The organism is Polaromonas sp. P4_H1, from assembly GCF_056400945.1.
In genome coordinates, this window is the sequence record NZ_JBFUKG010000004.1 from 174,567 (window position 1) to 200,457 (window position 25,891).

The window sequence follows — 25,891 nt, forward strand, 5'->3', positions numbered from 1 at the left end:
TCCGAGATAAATAGCGAATGATCTACTGCCAGGAACTACTTCTGGACATGATCGTTTTCGCGCCACTCTGGTTCAGCCGCATGGCCATCATCTTCACACTGATGTTGAATTCTCTGGCCGCTTGCTCGACCGATTTTCCGCTAGCCACGACCGATATTGCTGCTGCTCTTGGCAGCAGTAGTACACCAGACAAACAGGCCGCCTCGTCTTCCAGCTCCTTGTTGTAGTGCCTTCCGCCAGATTCTTTGGTCAGCTCACTGGGCGAGTGCCCAAGAATGATGTGGGCCAGTTCATGCGCGAGGTCGCTTTGCTGAGCCATCATGCGACGCGTATCAAGGAGGCTTCCGCGGCCTCTTCGGCACCATAGGCAGAGCCGTCCAGCAATTGCTCATAAAGATCCATGGCTCGAGTTCTTAGCGATCCGGAAGCCCTTTGCAGTGCGATCGCGATCGAGACGAAACTATCTCCTTGTGGCCATCGAATGGATAGATCTGAGTCCTCGCTCTTCAAATCGGCACAGCGCTTGGACAGTGTTAGTACAAGCTCTTCAAAACCCGGATTCAGCAACAATCTCTGCAACTGTTCTGCGAAGTCTCTTCCCAGACATGCACGCAGAATGTGCGGATTCTCACTCGCCATGAGCAGCATTTTCTGGGTGAGATCGTCAGGTATCAAGGTTTCATGCGTGTGGATGATCGCGGCGGCCGCTTGCGCCTCATCGCCCGAGGCTTGTTCCGCGAGCTGGCTCCAAAGCTCATAGCCCCTGTCGCGCATTTCGCCACGCCCCTCGCCCCAAGCTGCGGATGCCGCATAGATCACACCCAGACGTTCAGGGCTTGTCGGTCCCGTCAAAATGCTTGTCAACGCTTCCGAAACTTCCTTTCGTTCGGATACCAAAAACTCTGCTGCGGTCAGTTCCCCTGCGGCTTGGCGACTCTTCGGTGCGTCACTGGCAAGCCATTGACTGAGTACGGCTTTCCACATCGGGACGGAAATCACTTCCCGGAAGTCCCAAAGAAAATCGGCAATGCCCTGTTCACCAAGAGCATCTGGAAATATTCCCCAAATATCCTGCAGGAGTTGAACAACGCGTGGTCGATCGGCCCCATATAGCGAACGACCGTGTATGACCAGAATTGCCCCCCAGATGGCGGGATCCTCCGAGCGTTGGACGTGCCGTTCAAGCGCGCAAAGCCATGCATTCCGATCAGGAGTTGGACGTCTCAGCCAGCCTGCCGCCATGGCTGAAAGCAGGGTGAAATTGTCTTGAGGCAAGAACCGCATGCCATCACGATGCCGGCCAAAGACTAACGCTGCGGGCTGAGAACGCTGATTGTTGTTTCTCGATCGGTTCATTTCTGCTAGTTCCAGTCGCCGGGCTATCCTCTCGCGCGCCGTGACGATATCGTCAACTATCCAGGATTCGAGGGTTTGGATATCTTCATCAGGAAGCCCCTGGTGATGGTTCGCCAGTGACTGCAGCGCCCAGGCAGCATCTCTTCTCCATTCCTGTCCTGTGAGTCCGTTCGCGCTGAGACTTCGGATTAACACGAGCAATCGTGTTAGATCGGGATATTGATTTTCGGCCAATACGCGAACCAATTCCCCTGCAGAATGCTCGTGACGAGAAGCATGAAATCTTGTCTCTGCAATGCGTAGCGCCCGGTCAGGATGTTGTTTCCCGAATTCCGCGAAAGCCCGCGCGATCTCGATGGGCCCGCCCTCACGGAAGCCGCGACGGCCATGAGGCCATCGATTTTCTGGACCGGACTGCTCATCGAGCATGCGAAAGAGTTCGTCATCTGTCGCTTTGGACATTTGATCGGCCGACATTGGGGAGGTGACGAATGATGCCATCACCCTAGCGCCGCCAGCTTTCAACACTGGCTGTGTTGTCCGCCATTCCGTGATTTGGCGGAATCGGCGAGGCGTTAGCAGATGCCGAGGTATTTTTTCCAAAAGCGGAAGTCGGTTGCTCTCGGCCCATGCCAGTCGCAAGAACTTGGTCCTGGCATCGTCATCGACACTCGCCTCATCTTTATAGGGATCCCAGGCTTCGATGCGGTCCCTGATTTGTTCTAGTCTTTTCGTGTCAAGGTGAGGCACGATGGCGCTTAACAACTGCTGCGAGGACCAACCTTGCACCAGATGTCCGACATTGTCAGTGTCGTTGGCGTACACCATGCCCAGATTGAGTCGGCGATCATCTGCGAGGAGAAAATCGGCGGCCGGGCCGGCCAGGGTTGCACCGTTCGCCCCCAGTGCATCGGCGATGACGGATTGAACCTCGTCGATGTCAACGCTGAAGAATGCGCTCACCACCTGCAGCAGCTCATGGGGACTGCTTTGAGCATATCTAGCCAAACTCATAGCGACTGTCGAGAAGATACCCTCCCCAAAGCGCTCTTCATTCCAAAAATAGGGGAGGCTTCGAGACTTTGGGTAGTTGTTTCTCATCCCTATGGCGCCATCGTGTTCTCGACTAGCTAGTTGAACAAACCACACGAGAAGCACATTGGCGAAAGCGGAGGAATTTTTCTCAACGAGTTCGCTCAGTCCGTGAAACTGCAGTTGGTCCTCGTTTTTATAGTCGAGCTTGTTCAGATATATCTCGAACAATTCTGCGGCGCGATGGTCGCCCAGATGCTTGGCATAGTCCACGACCGCAAAATTGTTGAGCTTTTGCCGTTCAAACACCGTCTGGACGCGGGCAATACTGTCTGCGGACCATTGGGCCGACCTGGAGAGGACCTCAAAAGCGTCGATGTCCCTGTCTTCTGTGCCCCAGCAATTCCGGATCAACTCGTTGACAAATTCGGGGTCAAATCTCGTTTCGGCCACCAGCAGTTGAACGGCATGCCACCTCAGCTTCTTGTCGCCTAGTATCTGTTTTGTGAGCGGGCGCAGGGCACCTCGCCAGTGCTCCCACTGGTTGGTCGTCCGAGCTAGCGCCCTTTGAGCCAATGCCAGATCCGTGGCCATCAATCGCTTGACCCAGGCTTGTTCTCTCTCCTGGGGTTCCTTTTGACCGGAGACCAAATCGACGATGAGATGCCGCAGGTGCCGCCTTGTCTTGGGTTCTCCTAACAGTGAGTCGATAGCACCGGCGTAGGCGCGGCCATCGAAAACCCTGAGGCGCTGGAGCGAGCGCAATATGGTCGCTCGAGCGAACAGACCTTCCTGCCGCTCCCACGCGAACTCGCTGAGCGCTTGAGCCGTGGAGAAACTTTTCGCCTGAAAGTCATCGAGCCATGCTTGATGACTGAATCCGAGCTGACCATTCAGCCTTGAGATGATGCCGCACGCCATGGTCATCCTCACGGCCGTTGGGTTCCTGATTTCGTAATGGTCGGCGGGTCTCCACAAGGTCTCGGTATCCGTCATGTCCGCTGCTAGTTCCTCGAGGAAGGCAAGCGCCTGCTTTCTGGATTCGGCATCGCCCAGATCGGCAGATACCAACCATGTACTGAGAAGCTCAGAGGCGATAAGTTCTTTGACGGGGACTCCTCGTCTCTGTATGTCATAGAACAGACGCAACGCGAAAGGGCGGCGGAGTGTTTCATGAAGAGCCGCTGGGACGTCGGATAGAGCGATGCCTAGGCGGTTCAGAAATTTTTCTAACTGTTCGTGGCTGGGTAGCGACAGCTGAACTGTCTCAGCTTCCAACGATTGAAAGCGTGCGTCGTAGTCGGCTTCAAATTTTCGTGACGACACCAGAATATGAACGGGAGGTGCGGCGCTGATGCTTCGCTTTTCTTTCTGAAAATGACTGGCGAGCTGCAGCAACAGTCGCATGCGTTCGGAAGACCGGTCCATTACTTCGCTCACTGCGTCCAACTGGTCAATCAGAACCACCACGGGCGCATCACGGGACAGCGCCTCTATCTCGGGAAGCAACTGACCTTTGAGGCCAAGGGCGGTTGAGATATCTGCCAGCGTCCTGACCTCGGCTGGGAGCAGATCTGCTTTGATGGCAAAAACCACCATGCCTTGCTCCTCCAGACGCGATACCAGCTCGGCAAAGAGTGCTGATTTCCCGGCGCCTGCCTCTCCAATGACCAAGGTGGCGCCAAATGGCTTCTCACGAATGCGCTGAAGGATGATTTGAAGCTCTGGTCGCTCTATCTGCTGTCCGCCGATGTCTTTTGTCCATGCGCGCAACGAAGCTGATCCGACCTCGGCGTCGCGTCGAGCGATGTTCAGATCGACGGTCCCGTCGTCTTGGAGGGGTATGAGGTGTCTTTCAAGGCGAAATACTGTGCTTCGGATGTCCTCGACCGCCTTGTCCCGTATCTCTTCTTTCCAGTACTTGGACGCATAGAACTCTGCGCGGAGTGCAGACAGGAATATGCGGAAGGTGCGATCAAGATCGCTTTTCTGAATTGAGAAAAGCTTCCGCAGGACATCATCGGTCTTTCGCCGGCGCCCGAAGGGTGTGACGAATTTGGCGATGAATTTTTCTGATATGTCGTTCTCGTCAAGCGTAAGGGTAGGCTCGAGCATGAAACTCAGGATCATCGGCGCGAGGATGTTTTGCAAGAAAATTTCGGAGCGAAAGTCCTCGGCCAAGGATGTTTCGCTCTCCACCGCCTTGTCGATTGCACGAGCGATGATGTCAGACAGCTCGTTCATTGACGCTTTGTCGCCAAGCCGGTCCTTTAGCCATTTGCCGCCCGTGTCCCCAATACGGCCTACGGCCCAGCCAATCGCGCCTTCAATTACCACAGCAAGAATTGACATCTGTTTGTTTCAGGTTCGGGGATTAAGATGAACGCCGTTGCCGGAGTGCGTACCAAGTACTAACAGTTGATTTCAGCAGCATTATTCATTGGAGGACTCCGGGTCGGAGGCGAGCAACAGGATATTCAAGAGGTTCAGTTCGTTTGACGCCATGAAGTACCGGTCGTCGAACACGGTGTCCATTTTCAACGGATTCGCATTGCCAACAGAGGCAGCCCATGGGTACTCCGCATATCGCGGGATGGGCGGCATCACGGCGCTGGTGGCTGAGAGGCTCTGCGCTAGGGAGTCCCGCCAGGTGTCGGGGTCCTCCACCTCGAACGGCTTGCCCTCCAGTCGCCGATCGCGCGCCATGAACTGGATGTACCCCGAAGGCACCGCAATCCAGGTGTTCGGCGACTTCAGGTTCTTCAGCGTGTTGAACTCGTTTGCCGCGTCCTTCTTTTCTCGCTGCAGGATACGGAGCAGGTTTGCAGCAGGTTGCCGCAGGCTCTGAGGCAGCGCACGGTCCTCATCGATGTCAAGCAGCTGCGCGATGACTCGCCGGCTCGTCTGCGTCACCTCAGTGGTGTGGCCCTCGAAGCTAAACACCTCCATCTTGTCGAAGTCGCCCCAGTTCTCCAGAAAAGCCGGGCCCGACACGAAGACATGCTCTGGTATCGAGGTACCCTTGGCGGAGTGGACCAGCAGCGGCCGCAGCGGGCCTGAAGCGAGTTCGCAAAGCTCTTTGGCGTCCTCGTAGCGGACCATAGTGCGCCGGTCTTCAGCCCGGGACATGACGGCCTGCAGTTTGGTGTGGGAGAACAGCTCGATGATGTTGGCTTGGGCGTTCTTGACCAGGCGGACCTTCTCGTCGTCCTTGATACGTCGCCAAGCCACCTCAGCCTCCTTGACGAACTGGGTCACGTTTTGCGACATGAGGCTAACCAGCTCCTCCAAGCCAACTCCGCCCACCGGCACCAGAGCCAAGGATTGCTTCAAACCGGCGTCGCCCGTGATGCGGGTGAAGATGGTCGCGCGTAGCATGACCAGCAGCGTCATCAGGTCGATGGACTGGCGCAGCCACTGCCGCGGGTCACGCTCCTCCTCGGACTCGACCATGTAGTCGTCCACCATCATCACCAATCGGCGGGGCACGGTGTCACCGGACACCCAGTTCCCGTCTTCGTCCTGGTAGTTGCCCCGGCCGCGATAAATCAGCTGCGCGATTTCCATGAGGGCGGCCTCAACGTTGAAGCGAGGAACCGCGGCGATGATGCAGTCAGTCTTGGGGAAGGAAACCCCGCGAGCCCCAGAAGAGGTCATCAAGAAGACTTTCATCTTGTCGCGAAGAGGCGCCCCCACCAGCTGCTTACGTCGGTGGCCAGGAACCGATGAGTCCAAGACGGCCACATTGCCGCGTCCGAGGTCCTCCTCCGCCGCAAGCGCTTCGGCCAGGTCGCTCAGGAAGTTCTTGTCCTGGGCGAAGTAGATGACTTGGGCCGAACCGGTTCGCAGCGCCTTCAGAACTTCTTCTTTGGCACCGTGCAACACCGCTTCCCCCGCCACGCGACGCACTGCCTGCCGCGCCGTCTCCATCTCGCCAGTGCTGCGCACTTCAGGGGCCACCGACGTGAGCCGGACCTTGTACTCTACGGTGAGCTCACTGGCAGGGAAGCTGTTTGTCATCACGTGCAGAGTTGTCTTCGGACCTCCAGTGCCAACCGGCAGTTGGGAGACAGCCAGGTCGAAGGCCTTTTGGCCATGGGACTTAGAGACGAGCACTTTGTCGGGCGTGCGCTGCCCGGCGGCCAAGTAGCGGGACAGAACTACTTCGTTGGCCAGCGACGCGTCGCTGATGACTAGGGTGACCGTGAAGGGGCTTGGCCCGCCCTCGAAGCAGCCGATGAACTCGTTGTGGAGCCACGAAGCGACAGCGTGCACGAACGGCGAGCCCGCGCCGTCGCCGGCTAGCTCGTCGACCATCACTACGATGTTGGGAATGCGCTCGGAGAAGATGCGACGCTCACGTATGCCGGCCGGGTCGCTGGCCTTGCTCTTGAACAGACTCGAGAGAGCGTCCATCGTGGTCTTGCCGCCGGCCTTCTCCCGGAATCCTTGGAGCGCCGCTGTCATCACGACCCGGTTCACATCAGGGTTTAACGCCAGCAAGTCCCGGGTGGTCGTGGACATGCTTGAGAGCACCCCCGCCATGGAGCGCTCGTTGACGATGTCCTCGTTTTCAGAAATTGTCGTCTTACCAATGCGGGAGCCGGCGTGCGCCGCCTCGATTTCCTGCTCCTCCTCAGGGCTGATAACAAGAATCGCACCGTTTGGCTTCACCAACGTCCGAAGGCCGTCGACCACAACCGCACCGTCCACCTGTTTGCGGATAGCGCGGCCGGCCTTCACCTCGCTGAGGTGCCACCGGGGCGCCGAAGAAATCAGCGCCGCGTTGGTGGTGATAGTAAGTATTCCGGACGGCTCGCCGTCCTTACGCGCCATGGTGTGAGTCACGTCGCGGTTGATGACTACTCGAGGGCTAACGTAAAGGAAAAGGTACCCCTCAGGCTTCTGTTCGAGGTGCTCCCTGACGGCCGTGGTCTTGCCGATGCCCGGATTGCCTTCCAGGGCGATGACGTTTACCTGGCCGGGGGTAGCCCGACCCATGGCGGCAACGATGGAGGCGGCGTGGACGTCTCGCAGCGAGACCTTGCCGGCCTTGGCGCGCGCTTTGAGAAGCGGCTCCATTGCCGCAGCAGCGGACTGGCCGAAGAACGCCGTCAGGCCCGGCGTTTCCGGAACCAGTGCCAGCGCGGCCGGCACGTCGTAGAGGTCGGCTGGGTTTGCGAACTGGCCCATGTCCTCCTTAAACTCGAAGAGATAGTCTTCCCCCGGTTCTGGAATGCGCGTCAGGTCGCCAAGTTCGTCTTTCAGGGTCTTCGGCAACCGTCTCAACATGTTCTGGAACACGCTTTTCACCTGGAGGAGCAGGCCATCCTCGTCGCCGTCTTCTAGCTTTCGGGCTTGGCGGTAGGCCTTCCCCATTTGCTCCATCAGCTGGCGGCGCGGGTCGTCCGGATTTGCCTCCAGGAACCGCGCCGAAATGCTTTCCAAGCCGTTCGGTGTGATGGCGAGCGCCCGTACGTTGCATGGCTTGGACAGGACGCCATCCCGGCGCAGCCAGGTAGCCGTGTTAGCGGCATAGGAGCAGCCTTGGCACAGCTTGTAGAACGGCTTGTTGCCACTGGTCAGCGCGCTAAGGTGATGCTTGATATCGTCGGACAGCTCGAAGGACTCGCCGTCCACTTCTGCTGTGACGCGCGCAAAGACCCCGCGCGTGTCGATGAGTCGGCGGTGTCGCGTCAGCTCCTCAAGATGGGCTTGCTGGTCCGTGAAGTCGGCGACCACGCGCGGCATGTCGTACGAGTACTCCTGCACCAGCAGGTAATCCTCGCGGAACTCGCCTGACAGCCAGAGAACGAAATCGGCGTTGGCCGGCTGGCCCTTTCCGGAGAGCTGGGGGTCTAGCACGCCGTGCAGGGCGAACTCCGCGTGGAAGGCTTCCCGGTCCCGGCGCAGCCGGTCCTCGAGTTCCTGCTTGTCGCCCGGCAGCATCAACGGGCACCAAAGGGCGCGCAGCTTCAGCTTCATATGTGCGGCCTTCGGCAAGTTCTTGAGGTACTCGCGTATGGCGGTGTATCCGACACCGTATGCGGTTAGCGCCATATGCTCCACCGCGGCCTTGACGCGGTCACGCAGCGCTTCGTCGATGATTTCCAGGCGCCGGTTCAGAGCCTTGGACACATCCAGCAGCTGGTACTCCTTCCACGGCATCAGTTGGGGATGCTCAGAGTCGAGCAGCTTGTGCTCAACCAGGCATGCGAGGACGCCGCGCTTGACGAGAACTTCGTAGGCGTGCCCCCAGAGCTCCGCCTGTTTCTGGAAAGGCAACTCACTCATCGCCAACCTTTTCCTTGTGAAGTACTCGGGTGACGTGAGCGAGGATGGCCGGCAGCGACAGCAGGATAGTCCGGTTGCCACGGCGGGAAACCACCTCAAGCTCGCCGGCAGCGGCGGTACTCGTCGGCGTAGCCCAGCCGAAGGGGTCGAGCACGGGCAGAAGCCTGTTCTTGTCGGAAGGCTTCTCGCTCTCCATGAAATGGATGGCGCGCAGGACACTGATGAGGGAGCGGCGCTTTTCTTCCGCCTCTCCTGTGCCCAGGATGTTAGCCCGGGTCGTTTCGCGCAAAGTGAAGTCGCTCAGACGATGCTCGGCGTCGAAGAAATAGGTACAGAAGCCCGACTGTGGGCGACCCTCGTCGCCAACGACGTGGAGCGTGGCGAACGTGTAGACCGGGAGCAGACTGCGCAGGACTTCGGCTGCACCCTCCTGGTACATTTTCTGGTGGGCGTCGTAGCGGACCACCTCGAAGGCGCTTTCCTGGCTGTCGCGCTTGCGAAGGCGGGTCGCCGGGAACACGTCGCGCCGCAGCGGGTAGAGGAACACGTCGGAGAAGCGACTCGCGGCCTCGTCCAGGAACTGGAGTGTCGCGTGCGGCGAGTGCCGTTCTGCAGCGCGGCCGATGTGCCGGTTTCCGAAGTGATGCGACAGCATCAGGATGTGCTTGTACCCTGCCTTCCGCAGGCGGGCAATCTCTTCGAGGATGAGGTGCGGAGTCCCGAACTCCTTTCTGCTGTCGACCAGGCGAGAAAGCATCTGGTCGACCCTGAGGGTCGTCTGGCCGCCTTTGCTGTCCGCGACGTAGGAGCGGCTGATGAACAGATACCCCTCTGCCTCCGGGTACGTCGGGTGCACATCACAGGGACGGGTCACGTAGCTAACCACCGCCACCTTGTCCAGCCCGCCCTCTTGAGCGAAGCGGACAGTTTGGCCCCCCAGAAGCGCCGCGAGCGCACCCCGGTTCTTCCACTTCAGGGTACCCCGCGCGTCGTCCTCGGTGGTCAGGCCCTGCAGCTTGACCGGGAGTTCCCGGGAAAGCGCCTTCTCCAGCGCCTGGCTGAGTGCGTATATTGCAGTGTTCCCGTCCTGTGCGTCAGACTCACGGTCTTTCAGCTTGCCGGCCTGCTGCAGACGCACGAGCGTCATCGTCAGCTCAGGGCGGGCAGACTTGGCGCGTTGAATCAGCTCGAAGAGGACCACGTACACGAGGATGCCCATGGCGGCCACGATGGCCGTACGCAGTTGCTCGGCACGCGCCTTTTCGTCATCCTTCTTTTTGGTCAGCGTGAGCGGGCGGAGGTCGTATTCGACATCGATGCCGTGGCCGGCATCGAGAACCGTCAGCTTGGGAATCGCAGGCACCCATGCCTGTTCGCGCCAAGCGTAGGGCACGAGGCGCACGGGCAGGACCGGCGAATCCAGGCTCTTTCCCATCGTCACTTCGTGCGATTCGCCGGCGGTGGTCAGCGAGCGCTCCTGCAGGTTGGTTTCGACCCACACGGACGCCACGCTGGAGGGCCACGGGTCTTCGCTCACCCGGATGCGGCTGAACCACGCGATGGTGTCCGGTCCCTTTTCGGACTTCACAAGTACATCCTCCTTGTCGGAGGTCAATCCGCGGACCACCTCCCATTCGAAGATGTCCTTCTGCACGGAGATGAGGAGCTTGTCGGCAAAACGGTTCGCGGTCGTAACGAAGGAGGTCGACTTCGTCTTCAGCAATCGCACCATCTCCTCGGCGATATCCTCCATGACGGGAACTCGCAAGGTAAGACTGTGGTGAATTCGTTTGAGCTCACGCACGGGGTCCACTTTCAAGGCCAGTGCGATGGACGCGGCGCGGGACTGCACGTCACCACTCGTGGCTTCATTGATGGTCGGCGGCAACACCAGGTACAGGAAGACCAGCTCCGCAATCTGACGCTTCACGTTGTCGCCAGGACCGGGAGCGGACAGCAGGCGGTCTTCAAGACGGCTCAGTCGGGATTCGAACGCGGAGCGCCCGGTATCCGGCTTGACGCCGTTCACACGGAAGCGATAGGACACCTCGCGGACGGTCGGCTGGTTTTGCTCTGGGTCGATGCGGCGCTCAAACAGCTGCACAGACCCTTCGCACCACACGGGCAGGCAGTAGTAGAACATCGCTTTGCGCAGCTGCTCGGCAAGGTCGGTGTTGTTCATGACGCCGTACACCGAGCTGACGTCCAGGGGCAGCGCCTCGCCTTCACGGCCCGCGAACGCCTCGAAGGCTTCGCGCACACGCTGCACGTAGCTCTTGAAGCCGGCCTTGGGGCTCTGCGCGGCTACGGCCTCCATGATGCGCATGCAGACTTGCATGCGAACGCGGGCCATCGCCTCGTCTTCGAGGAAGTCGAGGAATTGGCGTACCTGGGAGCCGGGGCGCTTGCTCTGGCGCCGGATGGCGTCGACGATGGCTTCGATGTCGTCGGCGTCTTCGTTGTCGGCCTGGAGCTTGCGGGTGACGCCGGCGAGCATCAACTGCAGCCAATCTCGCCCATCCACCGTCTCGATTCCGGAAAGAACCCGGCCGATGTCCTTCTCGCGCTCTGCAAGCGGTCGGCCCGCCTCAGCGAACTGGACCGGTACCATGAGTGCGTTATCGGGGGTTTGAGGCGTTGGGGCGTTCACCGACTCGGCCATCGCCTTCAACGCGCCGGCCAGGGTGTTCTTGGAAAGCGAGGCGAAATCGAGTCCGGAAAGGTCAGCGTCCAGCTCCTTCACGATGGCATCCCGGACGGCATTCAACGCTTTCGCATTCGCGGAATCAGTGCCATGCAGGAGCCGCCCACCCAGCTTCGCACTGGTCCCGTACGGTGGCGGGTCCGCGTCGCGCAGGAAGCCGGTCTCTTCACCGGGGGCGAAGGCGGTGAGAAATTCCGGATGCGCGAGCAGCCTTGCAACTACGCCGCGCGTGTTGACCCGCACTCGATGGCCGTCGAGGGACACGAGCTTCAGCGCGTCGACGCCGGCGCCGGCGGATGAGGGAATTGACTTGGAGAGAAGTTCCGCCAGCTTGGACAGGTGGACGGACGGGGCACGGTCGCGCGCAGATATGCGCGAACCACCCCTGATGCGGGATGTCGTCATGGTCAGCTCCTTTCAATGGCAGGTAGGCCACTTCACCCAACAGACCAGACCGAGGTCCGCGAGGCGGATTAACATTTACGTACATCAATGTAACGATTTAGAAGAGTCGCTACCAGTCCCCGCAAGGCAAAACGCAGTTATCCACAGGTTATGTGCATATTTGGTGCCAAAATTGGCCCACTATGAGCCTAGACCCCAGCCGCGAACACGAGTACCTGAGGGCCTGCTCGAACGCGGAGGCCTGCCGGTACTTGGGGATGAAGGTCCGGAAATGGCGGCAGAGCGAGGGGCTTTCCCAGGTGCAACTTGCGGCTCGAGCGGAGGTGCCTCTCCGAACCTATAAACGGTTCGAGTCCCATGGGAAGGCGAACCTTGAGACGTTCGTCCAAGTGCTCCATGCCCTCGGGCGTACGCAGTACCTCTTCATGCTGTTCCCAGTGCCCGTGTCGGCCAAGCCGAGTTTCGAGGAGAGACTCAAACAACTGATGCCCACCAAGTTCAAGGGCTAACCGCTGGTCGATGAACAGAGCTCGGCGAAGGAGTTCTCACCCACCCCTGCTCACGAGCGGGTATGGAAATTCAGACTTAAATGAATGAAATACTTGAAAGTTCAGAGTTAAGTGAAACAATAATTCAAAGCAAGGTGAATAGGTTTTTCCTAAGCTGTTGATCTGTATGAGTCATGGATACGAAGTTAAATGGAAATCGACAATGACGGTCCGTTGCGGGCTGACTTTTAACTTCTCCAGTCCTATCGGTGTTCATTCTGGCAAGAAATTCCGTTTAAGTTATTGATTTTATTGAATATTTTTATTCAACCGTCAGGCGAGTGAGTATGGCCGGGGTATGAGCAAGACCATGGCCCAGCCCGGATCCGATAAGGCGCCCTCCGGGGAGTTGGGCGCACGCCCCGTTGAAAATCACCCTGCACGGGGATGGGGCTGGTTGCCGCGATTGCTTGCCCGGTGGGCGTGGTCGCCCTTGGGGCTCAGGCCAGCCCTTTGTCCGTGACAGCGCTTTCGTCAGCCAGGGCGGGCTGCCCGGGCTTTTTACGGGCGGCAGACGGAAACACTGCCCGAATGGTGGTGCTGCCCATGGACTCGATGGTGAGACGGCCGCCGCAAGCCTCCACCCGGTGGCGCATTCCCAGCAGGCCATAGCTGGAAGCGCCGATAGCCTGCGGATCAAACCCCTTGCCGTCGTCGCGCACGGTCACGATGACATGGTCCTTGTAGTTGAGTACGGCAATCTCCACGAGCTGCGCTTCGGCGTGTTTGGCAATATTGGTGAGTGCTTCCTGGATGATCCGGTAAACCGTCAATTCCGTCGCCCCATCCAGGTCAACCGGCTCAAGATCGGTGGTGATGGCCAAGCCGGCATGCTGGCCGAACTCGCCGGCCAGAATTTCGAGGGAGGGTAGCAAGCCCAGGGTGGCCAGGGAGGAGGGGCGCAGGTCTTCAATAATGCGCCGCTTGAGTGCGATACCGCTGTTAAGCGTCTCAACCAGGTGCTGAACCCGCGTCTGCAGATCGCCCGTGTCGCCGGGCAACTTGGCCTTGATACGGGCGACATCCAGCTTGGCGGCAGTCAGCAGCGCGCCGAGTTCGTCATGGAGTTCCCGCGCCAGATGCCCTCGCTCGTCCTCACGGACTTGTTGCAGGTGCGTGGCCAGTTCGGCGAGGCGCTCGGTGCGTTCCTGAACCTGGGCATCGAGCAAGTCGCGTTCGGCCTGCAGCGCGGCCTGCTGATGCTGATCGGCCAGTTTCAGCACGGCGGTCTGGCGCAAATACAGCCAGAATGCCAGCAGCCCAACGGCGGCCACCAGCGTGATGCCCACCCGGGACAGCAACAGTGACCGCCGGATGTCCGCATGCCTTTGCGAGGTCCGCGTCAGGCTCGTTTCGATCAATTGCGTGGAGCTGGCACGTATGGTGTCCATTTGTTCCTTGCCCACGTCGGAGGTCAGGACAAACTTCCAGGCGTCTTCCTTGTCCTCATTTTTCATGCGGATGGACAGGTCCATTTCAGCCAGTTTGCGCTGCACGGTCCGGCCCAGTACGGCCAGCGCGGCGCTCTGCTCGGGCTGGTTGGCAAACAGGTTGGTCAGCAAGTCCTGCGTCTGGCTGAGGTCGGCAATCGCCGTCCGGTAGGGCTCCAGGTAGGCGGTGTCCGCCGTCAGGAGATAGCCTCTTTGTCCTGTTTCGGCATCCAGCATGTCGCGCAGCAACCGTTGAAGATGGGTGCGCGTGACATGCGCCTCAGTCAGGTCATCCATCGCGTGGACGGATTTTTGGTAGGACAACTCACTGATGCCAATGAGGGTGAATACGGCCATCAACGCACAGGCAATGTTGACCGTCATCTGGTTGGTAATTCGTCGCATGCGGACTTTCGTGATGATCTCGAAACGGCCACTTTCGCCCAACCGGGTCGGGCTATTGCGCGTTTGGGCGGGCTGGCCAATCCGGCCGGGTGCTCAAAATTGTAGTCCTGCACAAAAAATGCGCACATGAAAAAAGCCACCCGCAGGTGGCTTTCTGGAGCGTGGCCCGCCGTGGGAAGGGATGCCTCCTGGCAGGGTGAGATCGCCGGCCTATCGCTCTGCCGCGGCCGGCGGCTCAGCCTTTCAGGCCTGCTGCGTTTCGCAGCAAAGCGGCTCGATCCGTACGTTCCCAGGAAAACTCGGGCTCATCCCGGCCGAAGTGGCCATAAGCCGCCGTCTTTTCATAAATCGGGCGCAGCAGGTCCAGCATCTGGATGATGCCTTTGGGACGCAGGTCAAAGTGCTCATTGACCAGTGCCGAGAGTTTCTCGTCAGAGATCACGCCGGTGCCTTCGGTGTACACCGTCACGTTCATCGGGTGCGCCACGCCAATCGCGTAGGCCACCTGGATCTGGCACTGGCGCGCCAGGCCGGCCGCCACGATATTCTTGGCGACGTAACGGGCTGCATAGGCGGCCGAGCGGTCCACTTTTGAAGGGTCTTTGCCGGAGAAGGCGCCGCCGCCGTGCGGGCAGGCGCCGCCATAGGTGTCGACGATGATCTTGCGGCCAGTCAGGCCGCAGTCGCCCTGCGGGCCGCCAATGACGAAACGGCCGGTCGGGTTGATCAGGTATTTGGTCTCCTTGAGCCATTCCTTGGGCAGCACCGGCTTGATGATCTCCTCAATGATGGCTTCGGTAAACGATGCCTTCATCTTCGTTTGCGTCTCGCTCTGGTCGGGGCTGTGCTGGGTCGACAGCACCACGGTGTCGATGCTGTGCGGCTTGCCGTCGACATAACGCATGGTCACCTGGCTTTTGGCGTCGGGGCGCAGGAAGGGCAGCCGCCCGTCCTTGCGCAACTGGGCCTGGCGCTCCACCAGGCGGTGGGCGTAGTAAATCGGTGCGGGCATCAGCTCGGGTGTCTCGTCGCAGGCGTAGCCGAACATCAGGCCCTGGTCACCGGCGCCGGTGTTCAGGTGGTCGTCGCTGGCATGGTCCACGCCCTGGGCGATGTCGTTGGACTGCTTGTCGTAGCAGACCATCACGGCGCAGCCCTTGTAGTCGATACCGTACTCGGTGTTGTCGTAGCCGATGCGCTTGATGGTGTCGCGCGCGACCTGGATGTAGTCGACATGCGCATTGGTGGTGATTTCACCGGCCAGCACGACGAGGCCGGTGTTGGTCAGCGTCTCGGCCGCCACGCGGCTGCGCGGGTCCTGCTTGAAAATGGCATCGAGGATGGCATCGGAAATCTGGTCGGCGACCTTGTCGGGATGGCCTTCGGAGACGGATTCGGAAGTAAAAAGAAAATCGTTCGCCATTGCGTACACTCCATAAAGTTTGTCGGCGCGTTGCCGGCTTGGGGTGCCTCGGCGAACGCTTTAGCAGTTTGGTTTAATGTCGCCCTGCAAGTTGTTCAGTAACTCGGCGACCCCTGCATTATAAGACCTTGCGTTTTTGCCTGAAGCTGCTCCCCAACACCCCTTGTATGCGCTGGTTATTCCATTTTTTCTCCCTCTGGCCGCTGGCCGCCCTGCACGCCTTGGGCGGGCTGCTGGGCTGGCTGGTATGGGCCTTAAGTCCACGCTACCGGACGCAGTTCCGGTCCCATGTGGCGCAGGCCGGGTTGCCGTTTGAGACCGCCCGGCCGGCAATTGCCGAGGCGGGGCGCTTTGTGGCCGAGTTGCCCAAGCTGTGGCTGCGCCCCCGGGAGCAGTCCTGCCTGGCCAATGTCCGCTTGGAGGGCCAGTCCCATGCGGCCGAGGGTTTTGCGCGGGGAAAGGGGGTGATCTTTTTCGGCCCCCACTGCGGCAGTTTTGAGCTGGGACCGCAGGCGCTGGCCGAACTGTATGGCCCGATCGCGGCCATTTACCGCCCGGCGCGCAAGCCCTGGCTGGCGCGGCTGGAGCGGCTTGCCCGCGACCGGCCGAATCTCACCGTGCTGCCCGCCTCCCTGAGCGGTATCCGCCTGATGCACAAAACCCTGAAGGCTAATCACGCGGTGGCGATGTTGACCGACCAGGTGCCGCCGGAAGGGCTGGGTGTCTGGGCGCCTTTTTTTGGCCGACCGGCCTACACCATGACACTGGCTGCCCGGCTGGCGCTGCAAAGCGGTGCCGCACTGCTGCCCGTGAGTTGTGAGCGGTTGCCGCGCGGGCGGGGTTATTGGCTGAAAATCTGGCCACCGGTGGCGGGACTGGATGCGCGCGGCACGACCGATGTGTCTCGCGAAGCCGATATGCTGCGTGCCGTGACGCTGATCAACCAGGCGATCGAGGCCATCGTGCTGAGCCAGCCTGGGCAGTATTTGTGGGGTTATGCGCGCTACAAGACCCCTCGCCATGAAGCATCCCGCAAGGACACCCTTTGAAAACACCCCGTCAAATAGCCAGCGAATTCGCCACCCGCGCGGGCATCCTCTTCATGCAGGTGCTGGCCTGCCTGCCCTTGTCCTGGATCCGGGCGCTGGGTGTGGTGCTGGGGTGGATGCTGTATGCCCTGGTGGGGTCGCGCCGGCGGGTGGTGCAGACCAATTTGTCCCTGTGCTTTCCCGAACGCTCCGAGGCCGAGCGACGCAAGCTTGCGCAACAGACCTTCATCTATTTCGCGCAAGCCTGGCTGGACCGCAGCTGGCTGTGGCATGCGCCGCAGGCCTGGGTCCAGCGGCGGGTGCAACTGACAGGTGCCGTGCAGGAACTGGCGGGCAATGAACCGACGGTGGCTTTTTGTCCGCATTTTGTGGGCATGGATGCAGCGTGGGCGGGCGTGGCCCTGCAGCTGCAGGTCCCGCGGACATCGACCACGATTTACACGGACCAGTCCAACAAGCTGGTCGATGCGTGGATACTGCGCGGCCGCCAGCGTTTTGGCCATTTGCGCCTGTTTGGCAGGATCGACGGCGTCAAACCCATTGTGGCGGCGGTGCGCGAAGGGCAACCGCTGTACCTGCTGCCCGACATGGATTTTGGGCCGGAAGATTCGGTGTTTGTGCCTTTTTACGGTATTCCCACGGCGACCGTGCCCTCGCTGCCGCGCTTTGCCAGGCTGGGCCGGGCCAAGGTCTTGTCCATATTGCCGCGCATCACTGCGAGGGGCTACGAGATCGAGGTGCTGCCCACCTGGGAAAATTATCCTAGCAATGATCCGGTGGCTGACACCGCCCGGATGAATGCCCGCCTGCAGGACTACATTGCCACCATGCCGGCGCAATACTACTGGGTGCACAAACGTTTCAAGACGCGGCCCGAGGGCGCGCCTTCGCTGTATTAAACCAGGCCGCGGCTTGGCGTTTTTTCAGGCGAAAGTTGCCTTTGATCCAGCCTTTGATCCAGCCTTTGATCCAGTATATGGACCGGAGACTGGCGCTTTAAGCTCTACTCAATCACTCAATCGTAATTCGGTCTGGTGACCTGCAGGAATTGCTGCAGATGAGCGGCTACCCGTTCCGGCTGCTCATGCACGACCCAGTGCGTGGCGCCTTCCATGCGGCGCAGATCCATTTGCGGTACATAGTCACCCAGGCCGTCCAGCAGCGCGGGGGGCAGCGCGACGTCGCCCGTGCCCCAGAGCACCAGGGTGGGAAGGTGGACTTCGAGCATCTCGCGCGGAAGGGTCACGCCCGCAGCGGCCGGGTCGTGGTGCGGCGGGCCGGGCCGGGGCGGGCGCAGGGGTGAGGCCCGGTAGTAATTGCAGGGGCCGCGAAGGCCCAGGCGCCAGACCTCGCGGTACCGGGCCCGCACTGTTTCAGTCAGCCAGGCGTGAGGCCCGTTGACAGCGCCCATGTTGCTGAAGAATTCCCAGAGGCGGCGGAAGTCGTCTTCCGCCAGCAGCGCCTCGGCATCCGGTCGGATCAGGAAATTCATATAGGCGCTGGCCGCCTGCTGGTCGGCAGAGTGCTGCAGTTCGCGCAGAAAGGTAGCGGGATGCGGTGAATTGATGATGGCCAGTTTTTTCATCAAATGGGGCTGGCTCGCTGCCAGGTTCCAGGCTACCGCGCCGCCCCAGTCGTGGGCCACCAGGCAGGCCAGCTGGCCGCCGCGCGGGTCCTCAGCGCACTCCAGCGCAATGAGGGCTGCAATGTCCTGCACCAGGTGTTTGGCGCGGTAGGCGGCCACGTCGGCCGGGGCGCTCGAGTGCTCAAAGCCCCGCAAGTTGGGTGCCACACAGCGAAAGCCGCCATTGCCGGGTTGGGAAAAGTGGGTGAGCAGGCCGTCCCACACAAAGGCGGCTTCCGGGAAGCCATGCAGGAACATCAGCACCGGCCGGCCTCTCGCGCCGGCGCTGCGGCACGACAGGGTGATGCCATGCGGCAGTTCCTGCAAACTGGTTTCAATCATGGTGCTGCGCTTTCAAGAGCTCTTTCAATAGCTGTTGGTCCACGTCAGATCTGGACTGCAGTCATTTTGGTTTGATGCTTCAGCGGCGCGGCACCATGGCCGGCAATGGCAACCGGGCCGGCTCAGGCGTCGTCGGTTGCAGCGGCCTCGGTGCCAGGTTCGGCCTTTTGCTTTTTGGCCGGTTTTTCTGGCGGATGGGCCCAGTCCCACAGATGCTGGGCCACCTCTTCCACGCCCTTGCGCTTCAGCGAAGAAAAGAGTTTGACGTCTCCGCCACCGGCCTGCAGTCGCGCAATGGACAGCGCCTTGGCCGCTTCGGTCTTGTTGAGTTTGTCCGACTTGGTCAGCAACACCAGGAATTTCAGTCCTTCTTCGACCCGGGGGCGAAGCACGTCGAGCAGGATTTCGTCCAGCTCCGTCAGCCCCAGCCGCGGGTCGCACAGCAGCACCACGGCCTTGAGGTTGTCGCGGGTCTGCAGGTAGTTGCCCATCACTTGCTGCCAGCGGTATTTGGCTTCCTTGGGTACGGCCGCATAGCCGTAGCCCGGCAAATCGGCCAGCACCGCGTCGGTGACCCCCTGTTTGCCCAGCGAGAACAGGTTAATGCTTTGTGTGCGGCCCGGCGTCTTGGAGGCAAAGGCCAGGCGGTGCTGCTGCGTCAGGGTGTTGATGCAGGTCGACTTGCCGGCGTTGGAACGCCCCACAAAAGCGATTTCAGGCACGTCCAGTCGCGGCAGGTGCTTGAGTTCAGGCGCCGTGGTCAGGAATTTGGCCGTGTGCAGCCAGCCCATGGCGATCTTGGAATCTGGGGGGGCGGCAACGGGCGGGCTGGCAGGGGAGGATGAAGTCATGGTCGGGCAGTCCCTCGAGGTCGTTTGCATGCGGTGGCGTGGACTGGCATGCGGTGAAGGGGTGTCAGCCAGCAGGTCGGTGGCCAGAGGCAGGAGTGCAGGCAATACCCGGATAAGCGGGGCCGCCTCCAAGCCATTGTAAAATCAGAAAGTTCGAAGTTTTGTGCGCCAACCAATTAAAACACCCCGATATGAAGCTGTTTGCTACTTCCCTACTGGCCGCCTTGCTGGCCATGCCTGCCGTGTCGTCTTTTGCTGCCGGCGAGGCGCCTGCGCACGACGCGGCCGCGGCGCCCGCTGCGGCAGCCCCTGCCAAGGTCGCCAAACCCGACCTGGTGAAGGGCGAAGCCAGCTTTACCGCAGTGTGCGCCAGCTGCCACGGCGCCGACGGCAATTCGGGTACACCTGCCAACCCCAAGCTGGCCCAGCAGCACCCGGAATACCTGGTCAAGCAGTTGCAGGAGTTCAAATCCGGCAAGCGCAAAAACGCCATCATGCAGGGTTTTGCCTCGGCGCTGTCCGATGAGGACATGAAAAACATCGCTTACTGGGTCAGTTCGAAAAAAGCCAAAACCGGTTTCGCCAAAGACAAGGAACTGGTGGCTCTCGGTGAGCGCATTTACCGCGGCGGCGTGGCCGACCGCCAGATCGCCGCGTGTGCCGGCTGCCACAGCCCGACGGGCGCCGGCATCCCGTCACAATACCCCCGCCTGTCGGGCCAGCATGCTGAATACACCGCCACGCAGTTGACATCCTTCCGCGACGGAGCCCGCAAGAACAGCCCGCAAATGAACCAGGTCGTTGTCAAGCTCAATGACCGCGAGATCCGCGCACTGGCCGATTACATTGCCGGCTTGCGTTGAACAGGTGGGTTTGCCAGGCCGGTAAACCCTTTTCCGCAGAAAAGGACGCCAGATCGTCCGCTGTATTGAACCCAAGCCTCCAAAACCAATCACACCATGGCGGGTCTTTCTGATGAAAGCCCCGCCTTTTTCTTTTTTGTTGACCCTTTGAACCGGCATACGGCCCCATTTCACGCATGACAGTTTCCACCCAAGGCATGAAAGTCCACTGGGGCTCCCGCTCCCTTCAGGCGTCCGTGGAGTTGCTGTCGTCCATGCGGTTTTCCATTTCGTTACTGACCGTCATCTGCATTGCCTCGGTCATTGGCACGGTGCTCAAGCAGCAGGAGCCGCTTGGCAATTACGTGAACCAGTTTGGACCGTTCTGGGCACAGGTGTTCAGCCTGGTGAGCCTGAACACGGTCTACAGTGCCTGGTGGTTTTTGCTGATCCTGGCTTTTCTGGTCACCAGCACCAGCCTGTGCATTGCCCGCAACACGCCGAAAATCCTGGCTGACCTGAACCACCTGAAGGAAAACGTCCGCGAGCAAAGCCTGAAGGCTTTTGGCCATCGCGCAGAGGGCGCGCTTTCCGAGGCGCCCGAAGTGGCCGCCCGGCGCATTGGCCAGACGCTGGTGCAAAGCGGCTGGAAGGTCAAGCTGCAGCGCCGTGACGCCGGCTGGATGGTGGCGGCCAAAAAGGGGGCCGCCAACAAACTCGGGTACATCGGGGCGCACAGCGCCATCGTGCTGGTGTGCGTGGGCGGCTTGCTGGATGGCGACATGGTGGTGCGCGCGCAGATGTGGCTGGGCGGCAAGTCCACCTACACCGGTGGCGGGCTGATTGCCGACGTGCCGGCCCAGCACCGCCTGAGCGACCGCAACCCGACCTTTCGGGGCAACCTCCTGGTGGCCGAAGGCACGCAATCGGGCACCGCCATCCTGAACCAGCCGGGCGGAGTGCTGTTGCAGGAGCTGCCGTTTTCGATCGAGTTGAAGAAGTTCATCGTCGAGTACTACTCCACCGGCATGCCCAAGCTGTTTGCCAGCGACATCATCATTCATGACCGGGAAACCGGCGAAAAGATTCCGGCGCGGGTGGAAGTCAATCATCCGGCACGCCACAAGGGCATAGAGATTTACCAGTCCAGTTTTGACGACGGTGGCTCCAGTGTCACGCTCAAGGCCATTCCCATGGCCCCTGCGGCCAAGGCATTTGAAATCCAGGGCACGATCGGCGGCGCCAGTAACCTGACCAACGGCGCGGACAAACTCACACTCGAGTACACCGGGCTGCGCGTCATCAACGTGGAGAACTTCGCGTCGGCCAGCACCCTGGGGGCGGGTTCGGGGACGGATGTGCGCAAGGTTGACCTGCACCAGGCCATTGACACGCGGCTGGGGGCGGCCAACAAGACGGTGACACGCAAGGAACTGCGCAATATCGGCCCCAGCGTGAGTTACAAGCTGCGCGATGCCGCGGGCCAGGCCCGTGAATTCAACAATTACATGTTGCCCGTCAAGATGGAGGACGGCACTGACAGTCCGGCGGTGTACCTGATGGGTGTGCGCGAAACGCCAGCCGACCCATTTCAGTACCTGCGCATTCCCGTGGATGCCGAAGGCGGCATGGACACCTTTTTGCGCGTGCGCGCCGCGCTGGCCGACCCCGTGCAGCGCGAGCTGGCGGTCAAGCGTTATGCCAGCCAGGCCATTGGCGCTGACCGGCCGGAATTGGCGCAGCAGCTGACGGCGTCGGCCTCGCGCGCACTGGCCCTGTTTGCGGGGGCGGGGCCTGATGGCGCGCCGTCGGGCAATGTCAAAACGCCGGCCGGCCTGCAGGCTATCTCCGACTTCATGGAAGCCAATGTGCCCGAGGCCGAGCGCAACCGCGCGGGTGAGGTGTTGATCCGCATCCTCAACGGTGTGCTGTTTGAGCTGACCCAGATGACGCGGGCGCAAAACGGCCTCAAGCCGCTGGCGCAGGACGACAAGACGCAGGGGTTCATGTCCCAGATGGTGCTCAGCCTGTCGGATGCCCACCACTATCCTGCGCCCATGGCCTTTGCGCTGAAAGACTTCACGCAGGTCCAGGCCAGCGTGTTCCAGGTGGCCCGGGCGCCGGGTAGGAACATTGTTTACCTGGGCTGTGCCTTCCTGATCCTGGGGGTGTTCGCGATGCTGTACGTGCGGGAGCGCCGTGTCTGGGTCTGGCTGGCGCCAGGCAGTGGCAATCCGGGTAATCCGGGTCATTCCGGCGAGGGCGGCGGCCCGGCGCATTCAGTGCCAGAATCAGGCTCCAGCAGCCACGCCACCATGGCCTTGTCCACCAACCGCAAAACCATGGATGGTGACAGGGAGTTTGAGATGTTGAAAACGAAACTGTTGCAGGCGCCTTTATGAACACCCCCTCTAGCTACACAGCAGCCATCAACACCACCACGCTGACGGCGGGGCGTCGTTCGGGGCAAGACAGTACGCTCAACCTGCATGAAGGCTATTTCGCCCGGCGTAACGCGCTGGACTGGGTGTTCGCGGCGCTGGTTCTGGCGGGCGGCCTGTACGCCTTTGCCCGTTACAACGCTTTCATGGATGTGTACGAAAAGGGCATCCTGCTGGCTGCCATGCCGGCCGCCATTGCCATGGGCTGGTTCTGGCGTCCCCTGCGGGTGCTGATGGCGGCCGTCACCGGCTTTGCCCTGCTCGGCATCGTGTCTTACCAGGGCGACCTGGCACGGGCGGAGCAGGTGTTCTGGCTCAAGTATTTCCTCTCCAGCCAGTCGGCCATCCTGTGGATGAGCGTGCTCTTTTTCATGAGCACGATTTTTTACTGGCTCGGGATGTTTGCCGGGCGTGAGGGCTCGGGCCAGAGCGCCACGCTGGAATCGCTGGGCTCGAAAATCGCCTGGGTGGCCGTGGGCATGGCCTTGATCGGCACGCTGGTGCGCTGGTACGAAAGCTACCTGATCGGCGCCGACATCGGGCACATCCCCGTGAGCAACCTGTATGAGGTGTTTGTGCTGTTTTGCTGGATGACAGCGGCGTTTTACCTTTACTTTGAAGCGCAGTACGACACCCGCGCCCTGGGTGCCTTCGTGATGCTGGTGGTGAGTGCCGCCGTCGGCTTCCTCCTGTGGTACACCGTGGTGCGCGAAGCCCATGAGATCCAGCCCCTGGTGCCGGCCCTCAAAAGCTGGTGGATGAAGCTGCATGTGCCGGCCAATTTCATCGGCTACGGCATGTTCTCGCTGTCGGCCATGGTGTCGCTGTCCTACCTGATCAAGCAGCAGGCCGGCGAAACCCGCTGGTACAAACTCACCCCCTTGTGGCTGCTGGGCGTCGTGCTGTGTTTCGTGCCGATTGTTTTCCGCAAGTCGCCCGCCGAGGTAGGCGGCGGTAATTACTGGGCCGGTTATCTGCTGGTGTCCGGATTGATTGCCGGCGGGCTCTTGCTGGGCCGCCAGCGCATTGCCGCGCGCCTGCCCAGCTTCGAAATACTTGACGACGTGATGTACAAGGCCATCGCTGTTGGCTTTGCCTTTTTCACGATTGCGACCGTGCTGGGGGCACTCTGGGCCGCTGAGGCCTGGGGTGGCTACTGGAGCTGGGATCCGAAGGAAACCTGGGCCCTGATTGTCTGGCTGAACTACGCCGCCTGGCTGCACATGCGGCTTATGAAAGGCCTGCGCGGAACGGTCGCCGCCTGGTGGGCACTGGTCGGTCTGGCGGTCACCACCTTTGCCTTTCTGGGTGTCAACATGTTCCTGTCGGGCCTGCACAGTTACGGAACCTTGTAGCCGCGAACCGGGTCCTTGTAAACATCCATGTAAGGGTTGGCTGCGTCATCAGACTAACCACTAAAGCAACTTCAAGGACCTCAGATGCTCATCAAGACGAACGCCAGCGGGTTTGACCACCCGGTTCCCAGCGAGATCACACCGCAGGGCATTTACCAGTCCCGGCGCGAACTGATCAAGCTGATGGCTACGGGTACGGCGGGTGCCGCGCTGGCCGGTTGGGCCGGCCGCGAGGCTTTGGCGCAGGCGGTGCCAAAGCCCGGCAAGCTGGCGTTGTTGGCCGGCGGCAAATCGGCCGTGGCGGGTGCAGTAGTCATGGACAAAGTCACCGACTACAAAGACGTCACCACGTACAACAACTTTTATGAGTTTGGCACGGACAAGGCCGACCCGGCCAAAAACGCCCATACGCTGGTGACCAAGCCCTGGTCGGTGGCCATTGAAGGGCTGGTCAAGGAGCCCAAAGCCTACACGCTGGAAGACCTGATCAGGTTCAGCCCGCAGGAAGAGCGCATTTACCGCCTGCGCTGCGTGGAGGGCTGGTCCATGGTGATTCCGTGGGTGGGGTACTCGCTGTCCGAGCTGATCAGGAAAGTCGAACCGCTGGGCAGCGCCAAATATGTGGAATTCATCAGCCAGGCCGACCCTAAAACCATGCCCTTTGTCGGTTCCCGCGTGCTTGACTGGCCTTACGTCGAGGCCCTGCGCATGGATGAGGCCATGCATCCGCTGGCTTTGCTGACCTTCGGCATGTATGGTGAAGTGCTGCCCAACCAGAATGGCGCACCGGTGCGCATGGTGTTGCCCTGGAAATACGGCTTTAAAAGTGGCAAGAGCATCGTCAAGATCCGCTTCACCGACAAGGAGCCACGGACCGCCTGGAACAAGGCGGCGGCACAGGAGTATGGCTTTTATTCCAATGTGAACCCGAACGTGGACCATCCCCGATGGAGCCAGGCCACCGAACGCCGCATCGGCGAAGACGGCCTGTTCGCCAAGAAGCGCAAGACCCTGGTGTTCAACGGCTATGAAGCGCAGGTGGGCCAGCTCTATGCCGGCATGGATCTCAAGAAGTTTTTCTGAAGGTTCCCAGATGATTTCGCGCCAAAGGCTGTTGCTGCATTCCGCCGCCAAGCCGTTGTTGTTCGTCCTCTGCCTGCTGCCTTTTGCCTGGCTGTTTTACAGCGCGCTGAACGACCAGCTGGGCGCCAACCCGGCTGAAGCGCTGATTCGGGCCACCGGAGACTGGACGCTGCGCTTTATCTGTATTGTGCTGGCGGTCACGCCTTTGAGGGTCATCAGCAACACGCCGGCACTGGCGCGATTTCGGCGCATGCTGGGGCTGTTTGCCTATTTTTATGTGGTGACCCACCTGCTGAGCTACAGCTGGTTTGACATGGGTTTCGATATTCCGGACATCACCAAAGACATCGCCAAGCGGCCCTTTATCCTGGTGGGATTTACCGCGTTTATGCTGCTGACGCCGCTGGCCGCCACGTCGTTCAATGCCGCCATCAAGGCCATGGGCGCCAGGCGCTGGCAATGGCTGCACAAGCTGGTCTATCTGATTGCCGGTTTGGGGCTGCTGCATTTCTTCTGGATGCGCGCGGCCAAGAACAATTTTGCCGAGGTGTTTGTGTATGCCGTCATCATTGCGCTGCTTCTCGGCTGGCGCTTGCAGCAGTACCTGAAGAAAAAGAGGCCGCAGCCCCTGCCCAGCGGGCGCGTCAAACTATCGTCTTGAATGGCTGGCTGCATCGCCTGATGCGGGCGCCCCTGCCAGTGCCCTC

At 60.6% G+C, this 25,891-nt stretch carries 16 protein-coding genes; 8 read left to right on the top strand and 8 right to left on the bottom strand.

All coding sequences use genetic code 11. The features are described from left to right. Nucleotides 1-22 precede the first annotated feature (22 nt). From AC1DS5_RS07745 to AC1DS5_RS07760, 4 genes are all read right to left on the bottom strand, one after another. The gene (locus AC1DS5_RS07745; protein ID WP_477717670.1) at nucleotides 23-322 is read right to left on the bottom strand and encodes an ImmA/IrrE family metallo-endopeptidase; all 300 of its coding nucleotides are present in this window, start codon (nucleotides 320-322) and stop codon (nucleotides 23-25) included. Continuing rightward, a complete protein-coding gene (locus AC1DS5_RS07750; protein ID WP_477717671.1) occupies nucleotides 319-4,740 on the bottom strand; it encodes an AAA family ATPase in 4,422 nt (1,473 codons plus the stop codon). Before AC1DS5_RS07750 ends, AC1DS5_RS07745 begins: the two co-directional genes overlap by 4 nt. Nucleotides 4,741-4,821: 81 nt before the next feature. Then, the gene (locus AC1DS5_RS07755; RefSeq protein ID WP_477717672.1) at nucleotides 4,822-8,682 is read right to left on the bottom strand and encodes a hypothetical protein; all 3,861 of its coding nucleotides are present in this window, start codon (nucleotides 8,680-8,682) and stop codon (nucleotides 4,822-4,824) included. Then, nucleotides 8,675-11,791 (bottom strand): hypothetical protein, encoded by a 3,117-nt coding sequence (locus tag AC1DS5_RS07760; protein WP_477717673.1) that lies wholly within the window; start codon nucleotides 11,789-11,791, stop codon nucleotides 8,675-8,677. The genes AC1DS5_RS07755 and AC1DS5_RS07760 overlap by 8 nt, the downstream gene beginning before the upstream one ends. A gap of 182 nt (nucleotides 11,792-11,973) precedes the next feature. On the opposite strand from AC1DS5_RS07760, the gene AC1DS5_RS07765 reads away from it, so the two are divergent. Then, on the top strand, nucleotides 11,974-12,300 hold the full coding sequence (locus AC1DS5_RS07765) for a helix-turn-helix domain-containing protein (protein WP_477717674.1): 327 nt from the start codon (nucleotides 11,974-11,976) through the stop codon (nucleotides 12,298-12,300). Nucleotides 12,301-12,779: 479 nt separating this feature from the next. Here AC1DS5_RS07765 and AC1DS5_RS07770 read toward each other — a convergent pair whose 3' ends face one another. After that, complete coding sequence (locus tag AC1DS5_RS07770) at nucleotides 12,780-14,174, bottom strand: sensor histidine kinase (RefSeq protein WP_477717675.1); 1,395 nt, start codon at nucleotides 14,172-14,174, stop codon at nucleotides 12,780-12,782. 235 nt (nucleotides 14,175-14,409) lie between these two features. Continuing rightward, a complete protein-coding gene (gene metK, locus AC1DS5_RS07775; protein WP_477717676.1) occupies nucleotides 14,410-15,597 on the bottom strand; it encodes a methionine adenosyltransferase in 1,188 nt (395 codons plus the stop codon). A gap of 167 nt (nucleotides 15,598-15,764) precedes the next feature. On the opposite strand from metK, the gene AC1DS5_RS07780 reads away from it, so the two are divergent. Then, the gene (locus tag AC1DS5_RS07780; RefSeq protein WP_477717677.1) at nucleotides 15,765-16,646 is read left to right on the top strand and encodes a lysophospholipid acyltransferase family protein; all 882 of its coding nucleotides are present in this window, start codon (nucleotides 15,765-15,767) and stop codon (nucleotides 16,644-16,646) included. Further along, complete coding sequence (locus AC1DS5_RS07785; RefSeq protein ID WP_477717678.1) at nucleotides 16,643-17,545, top strand: lysophospholipid acyltransferase family protein; 903 nt, start codon at nucleotides 16,643-16,645, stop codon at nucleotides 17,543-17,545. Before AC1DS5_RS07780 ends, AC1DS5_RS07785 begins: the two co-directional genes overlap by 4 nt. Nucleotides 17,546-17,661: 116 nt before the next feature. Here the strand turns inward: AC1DS5_RS07785 and AC1DS5_RS07790 are convergent, their stop codons facing one another. Together AC1DS5_RS07790 and yihA are read right to left on the bottom strand one after the other, a co-directional pair. Next, the gene (locus AC1DS5_RS07790) at nucleotides 17,662-18,612 is read right to left on the bottom strand and encodes an alpha/beta fold hydrolase (protein ID WP_477717679.1); all 951 of its coding nucleotides are present in this window, start codon (nucleotides 18,610-18,612) and stop codon (nucleotides 17,662-17,664) included. A 122-nt stretch (nucleotides 18,613-18,734) separates the two neighbouring features. Further along, nucleotides 18,735-19,463, bottom strand: a complete 729-nt coding sequence (gene yihA / locus AC1DS5_RS07795) for a ribosome biogenesis GTP-binding protein YihA/YsxC (protein ID WP_477717680.1) — start codon at nucleotides 19,461-19,463, stop codon at nucleotides 18,735-18,737. Between the two features lie 191 nt (nucleotides 19,464-19,654). Here yihA and AC1DS5_RS07800 point away from each other — a divergent pair, with 191 nt between their 5' ends. The 5 genes from AC1DS5_RS07800 to AC1DS5_RS07820 all read left to right on the top strand — a co-directional run bounded on the left by AC1DS5_RS07800 (nucleotide 19,655) and on the right by AC1DS5_RS07820 (nucleotide 25,845). Further along, the gene (locus AC1DS5_RS07800; protein WP_477717681.1) at nucleotides 19,655-20,326 is read left to right on the top strand and encodes a c-type cytochrome; all 672 of its coding nucleotides are present in this window, start codon (nucleotides 19,655-19,657) and stop codon (nucleotides 20,324-20,326) included. A gap of 176 nt (nucleotides 20,327-20,502) precedes the next feature. Continuing rightward, nucleotides 20,503-22,707 carry a cytochrome c biogenesis protein ResB gene (locus AC1DS5_RS07805; protein WP_477717682.1) on the top strand — a complete coding sequence of 735 codons (2,205 nt, stop codon included), beginning with the start codon at nucleotides 20,503-20,505 and terminating at the stop codon, nucleotides 22,705-22,707. Next, nucleotides 22,704-24,101 (top strand): c-type cytochrome biogenesis protein CcsB, encoded by a 1,398-nt coding sequence (ccsB, locus tag AC1DS5_RS07810; RefSeq protein ID WP_477717683.1) that lies wholly within the window; start codon nucleotides 22,704-22,706, stop codon nucleotides 24,099-24,101. Before AC1DS5_RS07805 ends, ccsB begins: the two co-directional genes overlap by 4 nt. Before the next feature lie 84 nt (nucleotides 24,102-24,185). Continuing rightward, nucleotides 24,186-25,184, top strand: a complete 999-nt coding sequence (gene msrP, locus AC1DS5_RS07815) for a protein-methionine-sulfoxide reductase catalytic subunit MsrP (protein WP_477717684.1) — start codon at nucleotides 24,186-24,188, stop codon at nucleotides 25,182-25,184. Between the two features lie 10 nt (nucleotides 25,185-25,194). Further along, entirely contained in the window at nucleotides 25,195-25,845 is a 651-nt protein-coding gene (locus tag AC1DS5_RS07820) for a protein-methionine-sulfoxide reductase heme-binding subunit MsrQ (protein ID WP_477717685.1), read from the top strand. Nucleotides 25,846-25,891 lie beyond the last annotated feature (46 nt).